This is a genomic window from Gracilibacillus dipsosauri, assembly GCF_003176895.1.
In the GTDB taxonomy this organism is placed as follows: Bacteria; Bacillota; Bacilli; order Bacillales; family Amphibacillaceae; genus Gracilibacillus; species Gracilibacillus dipsosauri.
On sequence record NZ_QGTD01000008.1, the window covers coordinates 238,161 to 257,456 of the forward strand.

Sequence of the window (19,296 nt, forward strand, 5' to 3'; positions counted from 1 at the left end):
AATGAATATAATACCATATGTAATCATTCCAGTACTATTGATCGTGATAGGTTGGCAGTATTTATCAAGGCAAAAGTTAAAAAGTGAACTCAACGAATTGCACAAAAATTTAGCTCGTATCATAGATAATGAAACAACTGAAAAAGTACTAGTGCAAACAAATCATTATACTGTTCGAAATCTACTTTTACAAGTAAATAGACTTCTAAGTTATAATCAAAGAGTAATTGCTGATTTTAAGAGAACAAAAGAAAGCTTGACAAAAATGCTATCTAATATGTCACATGATTTAAAAACTCCCATGACAGTTATTTTAGGTTATGTTGAGAAATTAAAGAAAAGCGACAAAATTTCTAAAGAGGAACACAATGAAACAATACATCGCCTTCATGATAAAACGTTAAGTGTTATTAATTTGATGAATCAATTTTTTGATCTTGTCAAAATAGAGTCAGGGGATATGGATCTTCCAATGAGCCGTTTATCCATAAATGAAATTTGCAGGAAAAATATTTTAGAGTATTACCATTTATTGCATTCAAAAGGGCTTCGTGTAGAGGTAGATATTCCAAATATAAATCATTATATTCTCGGAAATGAAGGTGCATTAAACCGAATATTCAGTAATCTTATTTCGAATGCTATTCGTTATGGAAGTGATGGGGGTGTGATAGGTCTAACGATAAGAGAAGAACTTGAGACTGTTGCAATTGATATCTGGGATAAAGGTAAGGGTATTGAAGAAGTGCACCTGAATCGAGTGTTTGAGAGACTTTACACGCTAGATGATGCAAGGAATCCTGAATTTCAAGGGAGTGGCCTTGGATTAAGTATTACGAAACGTTTAGTAGAAACAATGAATGGTGAGATCCATTTATATAGTAAGCCTTTTGAAAAAACAATCTTCACTTGCATTTTTAAAAAAATTACATATTAAACATGGTCGTCCTCCCGAATTACAGTCTCTTTACTTACTTAAAAAAGTATTAAGATAGCACCATTTATCACTTAAGAAATTTGTAAGGAATATGAAAGAAAAAAAACAAGATTGTTTATTATGATAGAAGTATCGAAGGAGGTTCATTCATGGATTATATTGTTCAAACGAATAACTTAACAAAAAAAATAAAAGGGAAGGACCTTGTGTCAAATATTAATATTCACATAAAAAAAGGTGAGATTTACGGTTTTCTAGGCAAGAACGGAGCAGGTAAAACGACAATTATGAAAATGCTTACAGGAATGACTTCACCAACAACTGGAGAGGTTTTGCTGTTCAATGAACGACTTACAGAGAAATCAAAATTATCCCTAGCAAGAGTCGGCAGTATCATTGAATATCCAGTTTTTTTCGAGCATTTAACAGCATTCCAGAATTTAAAATTGCATTGTGAGTATCTAGGTTTTTATGATGAAAATGACATAAAACAAGCATTGCATTTAGTGAATTTACAAGGAATAGATAATCAAATCATAAAAGAGTTTTCACTGGGAATGAAGCAGCGACTTGGAATTGCAAGAGCGATTATCACAAAGCCTGAATTAATCATTTTAGATGAGCCAACTAACGGCTTAGATCCTATAGGTATAAAAGACATACGTCATTTAATTCGAATGCTAAATAAAGAATATGGAATGACATTTCTTCTTTCTAGCCACATTTTAGGAGAGTTAGAGCATGTTGTGGATCGGGTAGGTGTCATTCATGATGGTAAATTATTGAATGAGATAACGTTAGCTGATATTCGAAATGGGAGATCTGATTATATAGAGCTTGTGCCAACTAATGTTCAGCGGGCTGTTTTTTTATTAGAAAATGAACTTCATATTTCAAACATGAAAATTATAGAAGACCACAAAATTCGCATATATGATATGTCCTATAAACAAAGTGAAATATCAAGAACACTGATTATGCATGATGTAAGTATTGAAGAAATGAAAAAACACTCAAGCTCATTAGAAGACTATTTTTACCAGCAAATCTATGGAGGTGGTAATATTGACTAATTTGATGCGTTTGGAGTGGAAAAAATTAAAGCAAAAATCTATCGTGGGGGAAGTGGTTATTTATCCACTAATTTTAATGTTTTTACCTGTGTATTTTATTGAAGCCGTTAGTCCTGATTTTGGTAAGGACTATGCGACAGTTATTGAATTGAATATGTTCATTCAAATGGGCTTTATCTTATTTGGAGGCTCTTTGATTAATCAAGTTTTTATTGATGAATATAAAAACAAAACAATTTCACTAGCTTTCAGATATCCAATCAGTCGGAAGAAGCTATTTACAGCGAAGATTTTATTTATTGGACTCTTTGTGTTTCTGCTTACCATGATTTCCTATATGTTAACAGGTATTGCCACGTATATCGTTGACCAGGTACATCCAATTATTCAAGGTGATCTGACTAGTTTTGATTTGCTCACATTCTTTTCCCAAATGGTATTTCGTTCATTGATCATCACCTTGATGAGTTTTGTTCCACTATTTTATTTTGGTATTTGCAAAAGGGCAACTATTCCAACTGTTATCTGTGCAATTGTCGTCATGCAATCACATTTTGTAAGTATGATCAATCTAAATTTTGATCTTATTCTTACTGTACTTACTATTTTGGGAGTAGTAAGCATTGTTCTTTCTATTACTACAGCGGAAAAATTTGGAGAGATATAATTTTTCTTAGGAGGTAGAACATTGGTTATTTCTATTGTTTTAAAGAGCATTTTAATTTGTTTGTTTTTAGTACTTGGAGTTCAGAAAATATTCGGTCATCCAATGCAAGTTGAGATTTTTAAGAATCTTCAGCTCCCACAATGGTTTAGGTTGGTTACTGGGTGGGTGCAGTTGGTAGGAGTGATATTCTTAATTATAGGTTTTTGGGAAGAATGGATGACTATAATTGGAGGAATTTGGTTAGGTGTAACGATGTTCTTTGCCTTTTTAGCACACAGCAGAGTAAAAGATACATTTGGAAAATCTGTTCCAGCTTTAGTATTCCTAATTATTGCTATTGTGCTCGTAATATCAACCTATGCTAAAATGTGATTAATTACTTATGAACATGTCATCTAGAAAAGATTAGATAAATGGGAGAAGTTTAAAATGATTTTAGAAGCAGTAATGCTACAGGTGAAAGAAGGTTTAGAGAATGATTATGAACTCGCATTTCTTGAAGCCTCCAAAATTATCTCATCAATGAAAGGGTATCGATCACATGAATTACATCGATGCATGGAAAAGAAAGGGAAATATCTGTTAGTCGTGGAATGGGATACACTTGAGGACCATACGGTGGGATTTAGACAATCACCAGATTATCAGAAATGGAAAGAAAGACTTCATCATTTTTATGATCCATTTCCAGTCGTCGAACATTTTGAAAAGGTTGTCCAACAATGATTAACTAGCATAGTTGATGTCACAGTGAGTATATTTAATACGATAAGGATGAAGGGAGATTTACTTATGGAAACAAGCAGAGTTAGGAAGATGTACGATTACCATGTGTGGGCAAACCATCAAGTTATTGAGCACTTAAAGCAATTGCCTGATTCTATTTTTCATCAACCTATTACTAGCGTTTTTTCGACTATTTCAGAGGTTATGGTTCATCTATATGTTACAGATATTATTTATTTATTAACATTAAAAGGTGTCCACTATGATGATGTCCTAAAGATAATAGATGAGCAGAAGTCACAGCTTGAAGGAGCAGATATCGCTGCGGTAGAAAAAGCATATCACAAGCTTTCTGAGGATTATTATCAGTTTTTGAATCTACATCAAAATTTAGAGGGAACAATCAAAGCTGAACATCCTCGTTATGGCAAAACAGAATTCGTCATGGCAGACATTCTTCATCATGTGATTAATCACGGGACCTATCATCGAGGTAATATTACGGCAATGCTTCATCAGCAGGGCGAGAAAGGTGTACCTACTGATTATATTTATCATATTTTTTCATGAAAAGTGGGGGAAGTTATTCTTTCCCCATTTTTCTTATGATCAAACTCTGTGAAAAAATGACAGTTTAGATAGAAGCATAAATCTCCTTCGATGGTTTACAAAAAAATAACAAGCTTGATAAAATTGGTCGTAAAGCAAATAAAGGAGAACAATGAATGGTGGTAGACATAACCCACGACTAACCTCATCTGAAGTTGCTAGCTTGTTGACTCAATATAATTTAGAAAACAGTTTAATCGGGAAGCGAAAACCGATAAACGCAATGGAAATATGTCAAATGTTAAATGTTCTTCTTATCACTTCGAATAATACAATGAATAATAGAAACATTAAACAAAAGCACTTCGGGTATATGAAAATATAGCTCGACAGTGCTTTTTTGTTAAAGGTGGAAAGTAATTTGGAGACCATTAAATGTAAAAGGAAGGGATATCTAATGCACTCAAGAATATATTTTGTCATCATGTTATTGGTGCTCTTGACTATTGCTATAATATATTTTATCAATGATGATCGAACGGCACACAATAATGAGTCGGATGATTCGAAGGGATTAGGCCACAACCATGATATAACTGATGAGGCAATAATAAATCAAATGAGTTTAGATGAAAAAATCGGTCAAATGATTTTTGCTGGAATTTCTGGTACTTCAGCTAATCAAAAAACGAAGGAATTAATTCATAAGTATAAAATCGGAGGAATTATTCTTTATGCTGAAAATATAGAAACATCTAAGCAAACCCTCCAATTATTGAATCAACTAAAATGGAGAATGAGGATAACCCTCAGCCACTTCTGTTAGGAATTGATCAAGAAGGAGGAGATGTTTCAAGATTACCAAAGGAGATAATACATATTCCTACAAATCAAGAAATTGGAGCACGTAATAATTCGCAGTTCTCCTATGAAATTGGCACCCTTTTAGGAAAGGAGTTAAATGCATTTGGATTTAATCTTAATTTTGCTCCTGTTTTAGATGTAAACAGTAATCCAAATAACCCTGTTATTGGGGATAGATCATTTAGCAATGATACAGATGTTGTAAGCAAGCTAGGAATAAAAACAATGAAAGGTATTCAATCTCAAAATGTCATTTCCGTGATTAAGCATTTCCCAGGTCATGGGGATACTTCTGTTGATTCTCATTTGAATCTACCAGTAGTGGATAAGTCACTTGAGCAGCTAGATGAATTGGAGCTACTCCCCTTTAAAGAAGCGATAGATAATGGTGCTGATGCTGTGATGATCGCTCATCTGTTATTACCAAAAATAGACGGCAAATTTCCTTCTTCCATGTCGAAAAAGGTTATAACAGATATTTTAAGGGAACAGCTTGCATTCGATGGAGTGGTAATTAGTGATGACATGACGATGAATGCTATAACAAACAATTATGATATGAAAGAAGCAGCGGTTGAATCCGTATTGGCGGGAAGTGATATTATATTAGTTGCACATGATTATAATAAAATAATTGCCACTGTAGATGCCTTGAAGCAGGCAGTAATCAAAGGGGAAATATCAGAGGATAGAATAAATGAGAGTGTCAGAAGAATCATTGGGCTAAAAAACAAATATACCATTAGAGATAAAAAGGTGAAATCCATTGATATAGAGACACTCAATCAATTCATTCGAAACATATTGAACCAATATTTCGAATGAAAGTAAAAAAGGAGAAAGCCGAAGCTATTCTCCACTTACTTTTTCTCCACTCGTTTGGCTTCTTCATATTCATCGCGAACGATGCCGTCTCTTGACCATGGCTTCACTTCCGACATATGTGCTGCACGACCGATCATATGAGCAGAAACAGGTGCCGTCAACAAGGTAAAAATAATACCAAGTATTAGCTTACCACTTACGATATCGTGTCGTGCATATAAAAAGATAAAAGCACCGATTAAAATCCCTGCAATACCAAGGGTAGAAGCTTTAGTAGCAGCATGTAGTCTTGTGAAAATATCAGGAAAGCGAATGACACCAATCGTTGCAGAAAAAATAAAAAATGTACCGAATATAAGTAACAAAATAACTAGACAAGCTAGTATGACCTCAATTATGCTTTCTGTCAATGATAACACCCTTTTCTAGAAATTTTGCTAAAGCGATAGTTCCAATAAAGAGAAGGATACCTATGAGTAAAATAACATCATTCAATTTAGTGGTATAAGTAAGAACGGCAACAAGACCGACCATTGCCATTAGGTTGATTCCAATTGCATCAAGTGCTACAGCACGATCTGGATTGGTAGGTCCTTTAATTACTCGATACAATAATAAGGCAATGGATATGCTAATAATAACTAAACAAATTATCGTAACAATAGGAATAACCTCATCTTCTAAAATTAACGAAAGCTCCTTCATCTTGTCACCTCCATTATCGCTTTCTCAAATGTATGTTTAATAGCGTCAATTGCTTCCTCTTTATCATTGATGTCCATCGCATGAATATAAATGACATCATGACTTTCGGAAACATCTACAGATAGCGTTCCTGGAGTTAGGCTAATAAGAGATGTTAGCATAGTAATTTCCCAATCTGTTCGTAATTCGGTTGGCATAGCGAAAATTCCTGGATTATATTTTCTACCGGGACGGTATACCCACTTCACAATCTCCAAATTAGCTAAAAGTAATTCTTTCAAAAATAGTAGTACTAGCTTGATGATTTTCCAAACACGATGTAAGTAAAATGCATCTGGTATAAATCTACCTAGAATAAATAAAAGCAATGCACCAAAGATAAAACCCGTTAAAAAAGAGGCGAAATGGTAGCTTTCATTTAAAAACATCCACATGACGGCAATGATCAAATTTAATAAAATTTGTAGTGGCATATTAGTTTACTCCTTTAGAACAGTATCCATATATATTTCTGGGTTCATCAGATATTCTCCAATTGACTCTATACTTGGATAGAACCATTCTGCCCCAACTCCTAGAAGAACATTGAAGAACAAAAGCAATGCAACAGGAAACACAAATCCACGTGCTACTCTTCGATTTGGTCGGATGTTTGGATCCTTTTCTCCCCAGAACCCTCTGATGAAAATACGCATAACAGATAATAGGATTAGCAAGCTAGAACCTAAGCCAATAATGGCAATTGCGATCTCTCCTTCTTCGAAAGCGCCTTTAAGTAATAGTAGCTTACCGATAAATCCACTAAATGGGGGAATACCAGCTAAAATGAAACATGCGATAAAAAACATCCAGCCTAATCCTGGGTAATAGTGGATAAATCCATGGATTTTACGAAGGTCGCTTGTTCCAGCTAAATAGGCCACGGCCCCAACTAATAAGAATAAGGCGGCCTTAATGATCATGTCATGTACTAAATAGAACACTGAGCCACTAAATCCTGTTTCATTGAACACGCCAATTCCGATTAATATAAAACCAATAGCTGGGATAATATTATAAGCAATAATAAGCTTTATATTATTCGTTGATAAGGCACCAATCACACCGAAAATAAGTGATAAACCGGCTATCCAGATAAAAAGATCGTGGGTAAAGGATGTCTCATATACGAAAATAAGTGTGAATACGCGAATAATCGAATAAATTCCAACCTTTGTTAATAATGCTCCAAATAGTGCGGAAACAACTGGATTTGGAACAATATATGATTTTGGTAACCAATAATAGAGTGGAAAAAGGGCCGCTTTCGTTGCAAATACAAAAAATAGAAGCATCCCAATTGTTGTTAGGATTCCTTTTTGTTCCACCTCTCCAACCCGTTCTGCAATTTGCGCCATATTTACTGTTCCTACAACAGAATATAGGAAAGCAACGGTAGTTACAAAAAGCATGGAGGAAAACAAATTAATCAATACATATTTGATAGATTCTCGCAGCTGAATTTTTTCTCCACCTAATACAATTAAACCATAAGATGCCATCAACAGAACCTCGAAGAAAACAAATAGGTTAAAGAGGTCTCCAGTTATAAAGGCACCAGAAACACCTGTGATTAACAAGAAGAAAAAAGTATAGAAATAAAATTCTTCTTGTTTTTGACTTAAGGATTTCGGAGCATAGAATGCACAAGCTACTCCAATAATATTCGTTGTTAAAACAAGACTAATGGATAACATATCTGCAACAAGCACGATACCAAATGGCGCCATCCAATCCCCAGCCTCTAAAACAACTGTTCCATTTTGCTGGACATACCATAGTGCCCCAGCTGTTACGAGTACATTGATTACCATCATTACTTGGGTAAAAATACGTACAACTCGCAACTTTTTTGGAAAAAAACTAGCGATAATAGCTGCTAGTAATGGTATGACAATTGGCAATACTGCTAAATTAGTAATCATTTTCGTTTCCCCTTAATTGATCCATATTATCTGTCCCATTTTCTTTAGAAGCTCTATAAGCTAACACAAGCAGGAGACTTGTTACACCAAAGCTAATAACGATCGAGGTTAAGATTAATGCTTGTGGTAAAGGATCTGTATAATTAGACAGACCTTCCTCTAAAATTGGAGGAGCACCTTGCTTCAGCTCTCCCATCGTTAGAATGAAAAGGTGAGCTCCATGTGAGATCAATGCAGTTCCGATAATAATCCGTAAAAGCTGTTTTTGTAGCAGGTTATAGATACCTGTGGTAAAAAGGACGCCTGCAAGGATAGATGTGATGATCTCCATTTATTCCGCCCCCTTTTTGTTTCGTAATTTAACTAGCCCATAGATAGCTAATGCTGCAATACCAAGCACAACTATTTCAAACATTGTATCAAGACCACGCATATCTACAAGAATGACATTGACAACATTATCTCCGCCCCCTAGGTCGTGGGAGGTCTCAATAAAGTATTCGGAAATAGTGTCAAATAGCTTCGTATTATGTGCTGAAATAGCAACAACAGTCATCAAAACTCCAAAACCAAGCGAGATCAATACATTCATTGATTTAACCGCCTTAGACTCAATGCGTTCGGTTAAATTAGGTAGATGATAGAAGCATAGTAGGAATAGTGCTACTGTTATGGTCTCCACTACAAGCTGCGTTAGCGCAAGGTCTGGTGCTTTATAGACAACGAATAACAACGAAAGTCCGTAACCTACCACACCTAAAATTAAGATTGCAGCGATTTTGTTATTAGTAAATATAGTTGCAATCGCAGCGGTAGCCATGGCAAGTGCGATTAAGATTTCAGGCACCGTAATAGGGGCAAGATTACTTGTATCCCAAGCAAAGCCGTTCGTTAGACCAAGTGCGGTAAAGCAACAGATAACAATCGTTAAAAGAATAAGCACCATATATCTTCTTAACGATCCATTCATGTACGTATTCGTAATTTTGGCTGAACTATTTTCTAGCTGTGCCAAAATGAAGTCATATGCCTTGTTTAGGCTTAGCTTTCCAGGTATGAAACGGTAAATCGATTGCCATCCTTTTCTTGAGATGGTTAAGACGATACCAAAGCCAACAACGGCTAAAGACATATAAAATGCTGGAATGAGTCCATGCCAGAATTGGATATGTGCTTTTACTGGTTCTCCGTAAATCGCTTCAGCTGCATGTGCTAGAATGGTTTCATTGAATAGAAATGGTGCTAGCCCGATAACCACAATTCCTAATACTAAAATAATAGGAGAGATTAGCATACCGAATGGTGCTTCATGAGGTTTTTTGGGAAGCTGATCAAACTGTTTCTTTCCTAGAAATGTTCCAAACACAAGATACATGGAGTAAACAAATGTAAATATACTTCCAAATACCGCTAAGTATGGAATGGCGTTACTTAATAGGTTCGCTAATTCCGATGTATATTCATTCAGGTGTAAGGATGAATCGAAGAATTTCTCCTTACTGTAAAAACCGTTCAAAAACGGTAATGGAACACCAGCCATTGAAAATGTACCAAAGAAGGCAAGAGTACCGGATATAGGCATTAAGGTGAAGAGACCACCAAGCTTGCGAATATCTCTTGTACCTGTTTCATGATCGACAATACCCGCAATCATGAACAAACTACCTTTAAATGTAGCATGATTTAAAATATGGAAAACAGCTGCAAAAATAGCAGCTTTTGTACCAAATCCCAACATTGTCATGATCATTCCAAGCTGACTAATCGTTGAAAATGCAAGAATACCTTTCAGATCGGTTTGTCGGACAGCCATGAAAGAGCCCCATACTAATGTAAGCACTCCAATACCGCTAACGAAGATAAAAAACCAATCACTCATGACGAAAATCGGACTAAAGCGGGCAACTAAAAAAATACCTGCCTTTACCATTGTTGCTGAGTGTAGATAAGCACTAACTGGTGTCGGTGCTTCCATCGCATCTGGTAACCAAATATGGAACGGAAATTGTGCTGATTTCGTAAACGCACCTAGTAAGACAAGTGCTAATATCCAACCGAAATAATCACTAGATAGGATAACATCTGCTTGTTCAATCATTGCTTGGATACTCGTTGTATTCGTAATAATAGATAGTAGGATGAAACCACCAAGCATACTTAATCCACCAAAAACGGTGATGAGCATGGATTTCAAAGCACCATACCTAGATCGTTCTTTATAATTCCAATAACCTATTAATAGGAATGAAGAGATAGAGGTTAACTCCCAGAAAGAGTAGAGAACAAACACATTATCAGACAGTACTACTCCTAGCATGGCTGTCATGAAGAGGAGTAAATAAACATAAAAATGTGATAATTTTTCTGAGGTATGCAAATAAAAAATGGAATAAAAAGTAACTAATGCTCCGATTCCACTAATTAGTAAAACAAACAAAAGACTTAATCCATCCAGATAGAAATCAATACCAATCTGAAGTGATGGAATCCAGCTATATTGTTCCATTACTGTGTCGAAATCTTTACCTATGAAGCGAACAAAGTAAATAAAGATAGCTAAAGGTGCTAATAATACAAAATAGCCAGTATGTATCTTTTCTTTCCATTTACTTAAAAAAGGTATGAAAATGGCCAATATCGCAGGTAAAAAGACTGCAAATAACATCTACTGATGATCCCCCTTGTAATTCTTTTTATAAAAAGAATGTCATGCATTATGTATCTATAGTATATTTTAATCTAAAATCGTGTAGTAATACAAGAGTTGTGTGCTCACTGTTAAGCTTGGTGAAAGGGAAATGACGAGATTCTTCCTATTTAAATTAAACGGAAAAAATATTTTTTAATCGAAGTATTTTCATGAATAGATGAACAATGAAATTTTTATGAGGCTCGTTTTTTATGAGGCGCTTATATAACATAAATTAGATCATATAAATCAATAAAAAAAGAAACACAGTTTGTGTTTCTTAACTTCGCTATAGGATGCTCAAGCTTAATTAGGGTATAAGTGATCCATCAGTGAACGCCGTTTCATTTCATTTTCCATCAGTTGGATGAATTCATAGCTAAGCTGTAGTTCGTTCGCTTTTTTATAAGACTCAATTAGTAATTCATCTGATAAATTTTCCAAACCGTGTCCCTCCATTTAATAGCATTCTAAGTCTGACACTTACATGCTTTTGTCCTTAACCACGATCTATTTCATTCTCTCTCTTTTATTTTTATTTATTATGGTTAATGTAGCATGAAATAGTTGAACGGACAAGTGTTAACTTATCTACAGATGACTGTTTATAACTTGTGGACAGCTTATCTACAAGATGTGCGTTTGTATTATTGATCTAGGTTTTGAGGTGTGGATTTTGTGAATAAAGTTATCCACAAAGGAATGTGTGTAGAAATTTGTCGAACGATTTATTAAAAAATGATGGAGGAACAGGTATAAATTAGTGCTTCATTTCATAAATAATGATATTTTGAAGATTTATGATAAATTTTTTGACGAATGAAAACATTTTGAAGTATAGTAGGGAAAATATTCCGGATGAGATTTTCTTGGAATGGACCTGATTCAAAATTGAACAAATCATTAAAATTGTATATCATAAGGAAAGATATAGGTTTTACGGAAATTATTTAATTGAGGTGGACAATCATTGCTAAAGAACTTTTTACCAAATGAACATGTAAAACGAGTATTAGATATTACTCCATCTAAGCTAAAAGAGATGGGGATTAAAGGAATTATTACCGATTTAGATAATACTCTTGTTGCATGGGATGTGAAAGATGCTACGCCAGAAATAATCAGCTGGTTTCAAGAAATGAAGGAACATGATATTAAAGTAACCATCATTTCAAATAATGACAGAGAAAGAGTCAGTGTATTTTCTGAGCCGTTAGAGGCTCCTTATGTATACAGTGCTAGAAAACCATTAATTCATGCCTTTAAACGAACTGCAAAGCAGATGAATCTATCCAAACAAGAGATTGTCGTAATTGGTGATCAACTAATGACAGATGTCCTTGGGGGAAATATGGCTGGATTTCATACGATACTGGTAGTACCAATTGTGGAAACAGATGGAAAGATTACAAGATTCAATCGGATGATGGAAAGACGGATATTGAATTGGATGCGCAAAAAAGGCATGATTACTTGGGAGGACTAAACATGAAAGCAATTTATTGTGAAGGCTGCGGAGTAGAGTTACAGTCAGAAAATAAGGAGAAAGCAGGCTACTTACCGAAAAGTGCATGGAACAATGAACATGTAATTTGTCAGCGCTGCTTTAGGCTTAAGCATTATAATGAAGTTCAAGATGTAGAATTTACTGATGATGATTATTTACGAATGATACATCAAATAAGTGACACAAATTGTCTCGTCGTTAAAATTGTTGATATATTCGATTTTAATGGAAGCTTTATATCAGGATTACAACGCTTAACTGGAAGTAATCCAATTATATTAATAGGTAATAAAGTAGATTTGCTACCAAAATCGACCAATCGAAATAAATTGATCCATTGGATGAAAAAAACAGCTAGCGATAATGGTCTGAAAGTTCAGGATGTTTTCTTAATTTCAGCTGCAAAAGGTCAAGGATTTCAGGAGGTAGAACAAGCAATTGAAGAAAAACGAAAAGGGCAAGATGTATATGTGGTCGGTTGTACAAATGTTGGTAAATCAACGTTTATTAATCAGTTAATCAATCGCTCGAGTGGAGTGGAAGATGCCATAACCACATCTTATTTTCCAGGAACAACCCTTGGTTTTATTCAAATACCATTGGATGATCATTCCTCTTTATTTGATACCCCAGGTGTAGTGAATCGATCTCAAATCGTCCATTACGTGACAGATAAAGACTTGAAATTAATTACACCTAAAAAGGAAATCAAGCCAAAGGTTTATCAGCTTCAAGATAAGCAGACACTCTTCTTTGGCGGATTTGCGCGACTCGATTTTGAAAGAGGAATGAAACAGTCCTTTATCGGTTATTTCTCCAATCAATTAATGATTCATCGTACGAAACTAGTGCAAGCAGATGAGTTTTATGAAAAGCATGTTGGAGAATTATTACAGCCACCAAGTGCTAAATCTTTAGAGCTTTTACCTCCACTGGTAAAGCAAACTGTCAAAATTCCACATGAAAGGACAGATATTGTCATTCCGGGGCTTGGTTGGGTAATGATTCCAGAAGGTGGTATTACGATTACTGTTCATGTACCGAAGGGTATCCATATATCGATAAGAAAGGCACTAATTTAATTAAGGGAGAGGGGAAATGATATGACCTTAAAGCTAGGTTTAATTGGTCATCCTATAAGCCATTCATTGTCTCCATGGATTCATGCAAAATTTATTGATTTAGCTGGTTTAAATGGGGAATATAAATTATATGAGGGTAATCCAAACCAATTACCTGATGTGTTAACACAATTAAAACAAAACAAAATAGATGGTTTTAATGTTACAATACCTTATAAACAAGTTGTTTTGGATTATTTGGATGAATTAGACTCGGATGCGGAAATATTAGGTGCCGTAAATACAGTAGTGAATCAACATGGTAAATGGAAGGGGTATAGCACGGATGGGGAAGGCTATGTACGTTCCATCATAGAGAGTTTTCCTAGTCTTTTAAACAAAGATACATCTGTGTTAATATTAGGAGCTGGGGGTGCAGCCAGAGGTATCTACCGAGCATTAGTACAGAAAAGGTTGAAGAGGGTGGATATTGCTAATCGCACACTTGACAAAGCGAAAGAACTATTACCATTAGGGAAAGATTTCACTCCTTCGGAAGTTTTAACCTTTCACACTGCTGAAAAAAATTTATCCCAATATGATTTAATTGTCCAAACAACCTCTGTTGGAATGAAACCAAAAGTTCAAGAGCAAATTATCCAACTAGATAATATAAGAAAAGATACTGTAGTTAGTGATATCGTGTACCAACCAATTATGACGAAAATTTTACAAGATGCAAAGGTTCATGGTGCGAGGATACATCACGGTCATGCCATGCTTTTATATCAGGGACAGCTAGCTTTTGAAAAATGGACAGGGAAAAAATTAGATGTCTCCCATCTTGTTGATGAATTGGAAGATAAGTTAAGAGGTGAATAATTTGAAATTAACAGGAAAGCAAAAACGCTTTTTACGTGCAGAAGCCCATCATTTGAATCCTATTTTTCAAGTAGGTAAGGATGGCGTCAATGATAATATGATCAAACAAATAGGGGAAGCACTCGAACGTCGAGAATTAATCAAAATTTCTATTTTGCAAAATTGTATGGAGGATAAAGATGAAGTTGCTGAATCATTAGCAGATGGTACAGATGCACATATCGTTCAAATTATCGGCAATATTATTGTCCTTTATAAAGAATCGGAAAATCATAAAGAAATCTTGTTGCCATAATAAGAGGTGAATTTAATGAGGAAAATTGGCCTGTTCGGTGGTACTTTTGATCCGCCACATTATGGACATCTAATTATGGCTGAACAAGTATATGAAGCATTACAGCTAGATGAAATCTGGTTCATTCCGACGAACCAACCACCACATAAGGAGAATGCAAAATCCAAAGGGATGCTCCGATATGAAATGATTCAAACAGCTATTTCAGATCATTCAGCATTTAAAGTGGATCCCATCGAATTAGAGCGAAATGGTAAATCCTATACGATTGATACGATTACCTTTCTGCAAAAAAAACATCCTGATGTATGTTTTTACTTTATTATAGGTGGAGACATGGTTGAATATTTGCCAAAATGGCATCGAATAGATGAATTAATCGAACTTGTGACGTTTGTTGGTGTGAAACGCCCTGGATACCAGTTAGATTCAAAATATCAAGTGTTGGAAGTGGATATGCCCTTAATTGACATTTCCTCCACGATGATTCGAGAGAGGGTAGCGAATAGTCAATCTATTCGGTACCTAACACCATCCTCTGTCAGAAAACTAATTGATGATACACGGTTATATCTGTCATAATTCTAATCATACAATGAAATAACTCGTCTTTGAAGATTGAAGGAGTAGTTTATGGAAAGAAAACAAGCTTTAGCATTAGTGAAAGAGCAGTTAAGACCAAAAAGGTATGAGCATACAGTAAGAGTAACAGATACAGCAATATCACTTGCTAGGCATTACAAGCTTGATGTAAAAAAAATAGAGATCGCCGCTATCTTTCATGATTATGCCAAATATCGTAATCCCAATGAGATGAAACGCTGGGTGCTCAGTGAAAAATTACCTCAAGATTTGTTAGAGTATGGGCCAGAGCTACTGCATGGTCCTGTCGGCTCTATTATGATCGAAAAGGAAGTTGGAATAAAGGATCCCGAGATACAAAGTGCTATTTATTATCATACGACAGGGAAGCGAAATATGTCTCTTTTCGATCAAATTATTTTTATAGCTGATTATATAGAGCCTGGCCGTTCTTTCCCAGGCGTAGAAGAAGTCCGTAGTGTGGTCTACCATGATATAAACAAGGCCTGCTGGCTGGCGGCAAGAAACACAATCGAATTTTTGATGGAGCACGAACAACCAATTTACCCCGATACTTTTCAGTTATATAATGAAGGTTTAGTAAAAACAGGGAGGAATGTTAATGGATAGTAAAGCATTAGTCGATTTAGTCGCAAAAGCATGTGACGATAAACGAGCGGAAAATATTGTAGTTCTAGATATGAAAGAGGTATCACTAATCGCCGATTATTTTTTAATCTGTGATGGATCAAATGAGCGTCAAGTTCAAGCTATTTCAAGAGAGCTTAAGGACGTAGCGGAGGAACAAGCTATTGAAGTAAAACGAATGGAAGGCTTTGATCAAGCAAGATGGGTATTAGTTGATTTAGGAAATGTGGTTTGTCACGTTTTTCATCGAGACGAACGTGTTTATTATAATTTAGAAAAGCTATGGGGAGATGCCCCACAATTAGAAGTGAAGCTGTAAGATGGCCTATTCTAAATTAGCTTATATCTATGATCTGTTAATGGAGGATGCTCCGTATGATGAATGGGAAGAGTTTATCCTTGATAACATAAAAAAACACCATCCTCATGCGAAGAAGGTCTTAGATCTTGGCTGTGGAACAGGTGAAATGAGTAATCGATTAGCAAGTAAGGGCTTCAGTGTTACAGGCATTGATTATTCAGAGGATATGTTGGCCTACGCACAGGCAGAAACAGAAGCACAGAACCTATCGGTAAGCTATCTTCATCAGGATATGCGTTCATTAGAAGGACTAGCACTTTTTGATGTTGTTATTAGCATTTGTGATGTTATGAATTATTTAACAGACGAAACAGATATAAAAAAAACACTCGAAAATATAGCTCATGTATTAAAAGATGATGGCATTTTCCTTTTTGATGTGCATAGCGTGAAGCATTTCAAGGAGAATATGGTGAATCAAACCTTCTCTGAGATCTATGATGATATATCCTATATCTGGTTTTGTGAAGAAGGGCAGTATGAAAATGAAGTGATTCATGACCTCACCTTTTTTATGGAAAAGGAAGGCGAAAATTTATATGAACGCTTCGATGAAATTCATTATCAGCGAACATTTCCTATAAAAACGTATCGAAGGCTTATATCAGAAGTAGGTCTAGAGATCATTGGTATTTTTACCGATTTTTCTAAAATAGAAAATAAGAATCCAGAAGCAGGCAATCGTATCTTTTTTGTCTGTAAAAAATAAGAACGTCCGTTAAGGACGTTTTTATTTTACGTTTGGAAAGCATAAAATTTTTGCAGAAGGTCGAGGCGGAGATTTTGAAGTTCAAAATTTAAACGCATCACTAAAAGACGAGCGAATGCGAAATTTTCTAATGGGGAAAATACCAATTGTACTTTTAATGTGTAATATGACTCATTTATTACCATATATTATGTTATAATTAGGATGATGTGATCATATAAAAAGGGAGATCCTTATGAGTAAATTGAGTAATTGTCTTCAGATGATTCAGCTTCTAATGGCTAGAAATAAAATGAAAATTGAAGAATTAGCAACAGAGCTTGAAGTGAAGCCTAGAATGATTCGTCAATATAAACAGGAGCTAGAGCTTGCTGGCATTTATATCGAAAGTGATCGAGGTGCGAATGGAGGGTATTATCTTGATAAAAAAACGATCCTACCAATTCGCAATTTTAGTTCTAAAGAGATTCAACATTTGCAAATTGCCGTGAAATCCTACCTATCTAGACAGCCAGAACATGAACATATGTTAAGTAATGCCCTTGATAAAATAAAAGCAGCCCAACGTGATGAAGCACTTAGTAGTAAGCATTTTTACTTTGCTAATGATTATTTGATTAATGACAAAATTGGGGGGATCAATCCGAACATTATCAACTGCTTTATCAATCCTTTAACCAGCGGAAAAAAGTTGAAATCACTTATACAGCAGCATCCACTAATAAAGTGACAAAACGAGTGATTCAACCATATGCATTTGTTCTCTATGATGAGAATTTATACTGTGTGGCTTTTTGTGAACGAAAGCAGGAATTAAGAACCTTCAAAATCATACGAATTCAAAACGTAGTAACGACAAATCATCTATTTTATCTTCCAGAGGAATTTGATATTCGTAAACAATTCCCACAGTTAGGATTTATAAAAGCTCCGATGAAGGTAGATCTGATTATTGAAACCCCTTTTTCCAACCAGGTAAAGGAGTCCATTTATAGTGATGATCAAATTATCGAAGAATTGCCAAATAACGCGATCCGCTTTCAAGCAACACTCAATGGCGACCAATCTATCAAGAAATGGATTCTAGGTATGGGCGCAAAAGCGAGAGTTATTGGGCCATCTTCACTCAAACAAGAAATAGAAAAAGAAGCCCATCTCCTTCTCGACCATTACCAAAACTAGTTCAATTATTTCCCTTTTATATTTTAAAAACTTACAATGAGAATAGACATATGTAAAAGGGTGGGTATAGCATGAAACTAAGTGTATTAGATCAAGCCCCCATTTCCAGAGGATCTGATCCAATCAAGACATTAGAAAATACAGTGGCTCTTGCCAAAAAAGCAGAGGAGTTAGGCTATTCTCGTTACTGGATGGCGGAGCATCACAATGCAAATGGATTGGCAAGCATCGCCCCGGAAATAATTATAGCTCGAATTGCTTCCACTACGAAGCGAATACGGGTTGGATCTGGTGGTGTACTACTCCCACAATATAGTCCGCTAAAGGTTGCAGAAACATTTTTGTCACTTGAAGCATTATTTCCAAACAGGATTGACCTTGGAATTGGTCGTTCACCAGGTGGTTCACAATTAACAAGGAGCGCCTTATTAGACGGGCTGCCAAGAGAAATGGGGGAATTTCCTAGACAGCTCTCAGATGTACAAGGTTTCTTACATAATACACTACCAAGAGAGCATTCATTTCGCCTGGTAAAAGCAGGTCCTAGAATAGATCAAGCTCCTAGGCTCTGGTTGTTAGGATTATCAGAGAGGGCGGCAATAAATGCGGGAAGATTAGGTATCGGCTTTGTATTTGGGCATTTTATTCGTCCAGACAATGGGGAAGGCATTCTTCGAACCTATGTGGAAAGTTTCCAAGCGTCTGAAACATTTGATCGACCAAATAAAATGATATGTATTTTTGTGGTTTGCTCGGAAACACAAGAAAAAGCTGAGGAGCTTGCACTAAGTCAAGATAAATGGCTACTCCAAGTTGGTCAGGGAAGAGACACCAAAGTCCCATCAGTGGAAGAGGTCAAAAAGAAACCATTCACTTCATCAGAATTAAAACAGATAGAAAAAAATCGAAAAAGATGCATTATTGGGACTCCAGAAAAAGTAAAAACAGAACTAACACGTTTAAGTAAGTTGTACAACACAGATGAATTCATGATTATTACGAATATTTATGATTTTAAGGAGAAGGTAAACTCCTACCGATTAATTGCTGAAGTATTTTCGCTTTAAGGG

Annotated in this window: 24 protein-coding genes and 1 pseudogene; 18 read left to right on the forward strand and 7 right to left on the reverse strand. The window is 35.4% G+C overall.

What is annotated here, in order from left to right:
* Position 1: 1 nt before the first annotated feature.
* The 7 genes and pseudogenes from DLJ74_RS08130 (at position 2) to nagZ (ending at position 5,641) form a co-directional block, all read left to right on the forward strand.
* Positions 2 to 937 (forward strand): sensor histidine kinase, encoded by a 936-nt coding sequence (locus tag DLJ74_RS08130; protein ID WP_109984097.1) that lies wholly within the window; start codon positions 2 to 4, stop codon positions 935 to 937.
* A gap of 149 nt (positions 938 to 1,086) precedes the next feature.
* Positions 1,087 to 2,010, forward strand: coding sequence for an ATP-binding cassette domain-containing protein (locus tag DLJ74_RS08135; protein ID WP_054859205.1), 924 nt, complete (start codon positions 1,087 to 1,089; stop codon positions 2,008 to 2,010).
* Positions 1,994 to 2,677 (forward strand): ABC transporter permease, encoded by a 684-nt coding sequence (locus DLJ74_RS08140; protein WP_245902317.1) that lies wholly within the window; start codon positions 1,994 to 1,996, stop codon positions 2,675 to 2,677. The genes DLJ74_RS08135 and DLJ74_RS08140 overlap by 17 nt, the downstream gene beginning before the upstream one ends.
* Positions 2,678 to 2,698: 21 nt before the next feature.
* Positions 2,699 to 3,049, forward strand: a complete 351-nt coding sequence (locus DLJ74_RS08145) for a DoxX family protein (protein WP_054787779.1) — start codon at positions 2,699 to 2,701, stop codon at positions 3,047 to 3,049.
* 57 nt (positions 3,050 to 3,106) lie between these two features.
* On the forward strand, positions 3,107 to 3,403 hold the full coding sequence (locus DLJ74_RS08150) for an antibiotic biosynthesis monooxygenase family protein (protein ID WP_109984099.1): 297 nt from the start codon (positions 3,107 to 3,109) through the stop codon (positions 3,401 to 3,403).
* A gap of 66 nt (positions 3,404 to 3,469) precedes the next feature.
* Positions 3,470 to 3,973 carry a DinB family protein gene (locus DLJ74_RS08155; protein WP_054859206.1) on the forward strand — a complete coding sequence of 168 codons (504 nt, stop codon included), beginning with the start codon at positions 3,470 to 3,472 and terminating at the stop codon, positions 3,971 to 3,973.
* 625 nt (positions 3,974 to 4,598) lie between these two features.
* Positions 4,599 to 5,641: pseudogene (gene nagZ / locus DLJ74_RS08165) on the forward strand (beta-N-acetylhexosaminidase).
* 35 nt (positions 5,642 to 5,676) lie between these two features.
* Here the strand turns inward: nagZ and mnhG are convergent.
* The 7 genes from mnhG to sda all read right to left on the reverse strand — a co-directional run bounded on the left by mnhG (position 5,677) and on the right by sda (position 11,443).
* Positions 5,677 to 6,051, reverse strand: coding sequence for a monovalent cation/H(+) antiporter subunit G (gene mnhG / locus DLJ74_RS08170; RefSeq protein ID WP_054859209.1), 375 nt, complete (start codon positions 6,049 to 6,051; stop codon positions 5,677 to 5,679).
* A complete protein-coding gene (locus DLJ74_RS08175) occupies positions 6,032 to 6,346 on the reverse strand; it encodes a Na(+)/H(+) antiporter subunit F1 (RefSeq protein ID WP_054787773.1) in 315 nt (104 codons plus the stop codon). The genes mnhG and DLJ74_RS08175 overlap by 20 nt, the downstream gene beginning before the upstream one ends.
* Complete coding sequence (locus DLJ74_RS08180; RefSeq protein ID WP_109984101.1) at positions 6,343 to 6,819, reverse strand: Na+/H+ antiporter subunit E; 477 nt, start codon at positions 6,817 to 6,819, stop codon at positions 6,343 to 6,345. Before DLJ74_RS08180 ends, DLJ74_RS08175 begins: the two co-directional genes overlap by 4 nt.
* A 6-nt stretch (positions 6,820 to 6,825) precedes the next feature.
* A complete protein-coding gene (locus DLJ74_RS08185; RefSeq protein ID WP_109984591.1) occupies positions 6,826 to 8,307 on the reverse strand; it encodes a Na+/H+ antiporter subunit D in 1,482 nt (493 codons plus the stop codon).
* Positions 8,300 to 8,641, reverse strand: a complete 342-nt coding sequence (locus DLJ74_RS08190) for a Na(+)/H(+) antiporter subunit C (RefSeq protein ID WP_054787772.1) — start codon at positions 8,639 to 8,641, stop codon at positions 8,300 to 8,302. Before DLJ74_RS08190 ends, DLJ74_RS08185 begins: the two co-directional genes overlap by 8 nt.
* Positions 8,642 to 10,975, reverse strand: a complete 2,334-nt coding sequence (locus tag DLJ74_RS08195) for a Na+/H+ antiporter subunit A (RefSeq protein ID WP_109984102.1) — start codon at positions 10,973 to 10,975, stop codon at positions 8,642 to 8,644.
* A gap of 330 nt (positions 10,976 to 11,305) precedes the next feature.
* The gene (gene sda, locus DLJ74_RS08200) at positions 11,306 to 11,443 is read right to left on the reverse strand and encodes a sporulation histidine kinase inhibitor Sda (protein ID WP_109984103.1); all 138 of its coding nucleotides are present in this window, start codon (positions 11,441 to 11,443) and stop codon (positions 11,306 to 11,308) included.
* 526 nt (positions 11,444 to 11,969) lie between these two features.
* Here sda and DLJ74_RS08205 point away from each other — a divergent pair.
* The 11 genes from DLJ74_RS08205 to DLJ74_RS08255 all read left to right on the forward strand — a co-directional run bounded on the left by DLJ74_RS08205 (position 11,970) and on the right by DLJ74_RS08255 (position 19,293).
* Positions 11,970 to 12,485 (forward strand): YqeG family HAD IIIA-type phosphatase, encoded by a 516-nt coding sequence (locus tag DLJ74_RS08205; protein WP_109984104.1) that lies wholly within the window; start codon positions 11,970 to 11,972, stop codon positions 12,483 to 12,485.
* Between the two features lie 2 nt (positions 12,486 to 12,487).
* The gene (gene yqeH / locus DLJ74_RS08210) at positions 12,488 to 13,588 is read left to right on the forward strand and encodes a ribosome biogenesis GTPase YqeH (protein ID WP_109984105.1); all 1,101 of its coding nucleotides are present in this window, start codon (positions 12,488 to 12,490) and stop codon (positions 13,586 to 13,588) included.
* A gap of 21 nt (positions 13,589 to 13,609) precedes the next feature.
* Entirely contained in the window at positions 13,610 to 14,449 is an 840-nt protein-coding gene (aroE, locus tag DLJ74_RS08215; RefSeq protein ID WP_109984106.1) for a shikimate dehydrogenase, read from the forward strand.
* Between the two features lies 1 nt (position 14,450).
* Positions 14,451 to 14,744 (forward strand): ribosome assembly RNA-binding protein YhbY, encoded by a 294-nt coding sequence (gene yhbY / locus DLJ74_RS08220; RefSeq protein WP_054787771.1) that lies wholly within the window; start codon positions 14,451 to 14,453, stop codon positions 14,742 to 14,744.
* Positions 14,745 to 14,759: 15 nt separating this feature from the next.
* Positions 14,760 to 15,326: a nicotinate-nucleotide adenylyltransferase gene (locus DLJ74_RS08225; RefSeq protein WP_109984107.1), complete on the forward strand. Its 567-nt coding sequence runs from the start codon at positions 14,760 to 14,762 to the stop codon at positions 15,324 to 15,326.
* Positions 15,327 to 15,377: 51 nt separating this feature from the next.
* A complete protein-coding gene (gene yqeK, locus DLJ74_RS08230) occupies positions 15,378 to 15,956 on the forward strand; it encodes a bis(5'-nucleosyl)-tetraphosphatase (symmetrical) YqeK (RefSeq protein WP_054859215.1) in 579 nt (192 codons plus the stop codon).
* Positions 15,949 to 16,293 carry a ribosome silencing factor gene (gene rsfS / locus DLJ74_RS08235; RefSeq protein ID WP_054787768.1) on the forward strand — a complete coding sequence of 115 codons (345 nt, stop codon included), beginning with the start codon at positions 15,949 to 15,951 and terminating at the stop codon, positions 16,291 to 16,293. Before yqeK ends, rsfS begins: the two co-directional genes overlap by 8 nt.
* A gap of 1 nt (position 16,294) precedes the next feature.
* The gene (locus DLJ74_RS08240) at positions 16,295 to 17,044 is read left to right on the forward strand and encodes a class I SAM-dependent DNA methyltransferase (protein ID WP_054859217.1); all 750 of its coding nucleotides are present in this window, start codon (positions 16,295 to 16,297) and stop codon (positions 17,042 to 17,044) included.
* 235 nt (positions 17,045 to 17,279) lie between these two features.
* Positions 17,280 to 17,774, forward strand: coding sequence for a helix-turn-helix transcriptional regulator (locus DLJ74_RS08245; protein WP_109984108.1), 495 nt, complete (start codon positions 17,280 to 17,282; stop codon positions 17,772 to 17,774).
* Positions 17,741 to 18,226 carry a helix-turn-helix transcriptional regulator gene (locus DLJ74_RS08250; RefSeq protein ID WP_245902318.1) on the forward strand — a complete coding sequence of 162 codons (486 nt, stop codon included), beginning with the start codon at positions 17,741 to 17,743 and terminating at the stop codon, positions 18,224 to 18,226. Before DLJ74_RS08245 ends, DLJ74_RS08250 begins: the two co-directional genes overlap by 34 nt.
* 71 nt (positions 18,227 to 18,297) lie before the next feature.
* Entirely contained in the window at positions 18,298 to 19,293 is a 996-nt protein-coding gene (locus DLJ74_RS08255) for an LLM class flavin-dependent oxidoreductase (RefSeq protein WP_109984110.1), read from the forward strand.
* The last annotated feature ends 3 nt before the right edge of the window (positions 19,294 to 19,296 follow it).

What these genes read in the sequence shown, in the direction of transcription:
- DLJ74_RS08130 (WP_109984097.1), top strand. Translation starts at nt 2, where the DNA reads ATGAATATAATACCATATGTAATCATTCCAGTACTATTGATCGTGATA.
- DLJ74_RS08135 (WP_054859205.1), top strand. Translation starts at nt 1,087, where the DNA reads ATGGATTATATTGTTCAAACGAATAACTTAACAAAAAAAATAAAAGGG.
- DLJ74_RS08150 (WP_109984099.1), top strand. Translation starts at nt 3,107, where the DNA reads ATGATTTTAGAAGCAGTAATGCTACAGGTGAAAGAAGGTTTAGAGAAT.
- DLJ74_RS08155 (WP_054859206.1), top strand. Translation starts at nt 3,470, where the DNA reads ATGGAAACAAGCAGAGTTAGGAAGATGTACGATTACCATGTGTGGGCA.
- DLJ74_RS08175 (WP_054787773.1), bottom strand. Translation starts at nt 6,346, where the DNA reads ATGAAGGAGCTTTCGTTAATTTTAGAAGATGAGGTTATTCCTATTGTT.
- DLJ74_RS08180 (WP_109984101.1), bottom strand. Translation starts at nt 6,819, where the DNA reads ATGCCACTACAAATTTTATTAAATTTGATCATTGCCGTCATGTGGATG.
- DLJ74_RS08190 (WP_054787772.1), bottom strand. Translation starts at nt 8,641, where the DNA reads ATGGAGATCATCACATCTATCCTTGCAGGCGTCCTTTTTACCACAGGT.
- DLJ74_RS08195 (WP_109984102.1), bottom strand. Translation starts at nt 10,975, where the DNA reads ATGTTATTTGCAGTCTTTTTACCTGCGATATTGGCCATTTTCATACCT.
- yqeH (WP_109984105.1), top strand. Translation starts at nt 12,488, where the DNA reads ATGAAAGCAATTTATTGTGAAGGCTGCGGAGTAGAGTTACAGTCAGAA.
- aroE (WP_109984106.1), top strand. Translation starts at nt 13,610, where the DNA reads ATGACCTTAAAGCTAGGTTTAATTGGTCATCCTATAAGCCATTCATTG.
- DLJ74_RS08225 (WP_109984107.1), top strand. Translation starts at nt 14,760, where the DNA reads ATGAGGAAAATTGGCCTGTTCGGTGGTACTTTTGATCCGCCACATTAT.
- yqeK (WP_054859215.1), top strand. Translation starts at nt 15,378, where the DNA reads ATGGAAAGAAAACAAGCTTTAGCATTAGTGAAAGAGCAGTTAAGACCA.
- rsfS (WP_054787768.1), top strand. Translation starts at nt 15,949, where the DNA reads ATGGATAGTAAAGCATTAGTCGATTTAGTCGCAAAAGCATGTGACGAT.
- DLJ74_RS08240 (WP_054859217.1), top strand. Translation starts at nt 16,295, where the DNA reads ATGGCCTATTCTAAATTAGCTTATATCTATGATCTGTTAATGGAGGAT.
- DLJ74_RS08245 (WP_109984108.1), top strand. Translation starts at nt 17,280, where the DNA reads ATGAGTAAATTGAGTAATTGTCTTCAGATGATTCAGCTTCTAATGGCT.
- DLJ74_RS08255 (WP_109984110.1), top strand. Translation starts at nt 18,298, where the DNA reads ATGAAACTAAGTGTATTAGATCAAGCCCCCATTTCCAGAGGATCTGAT.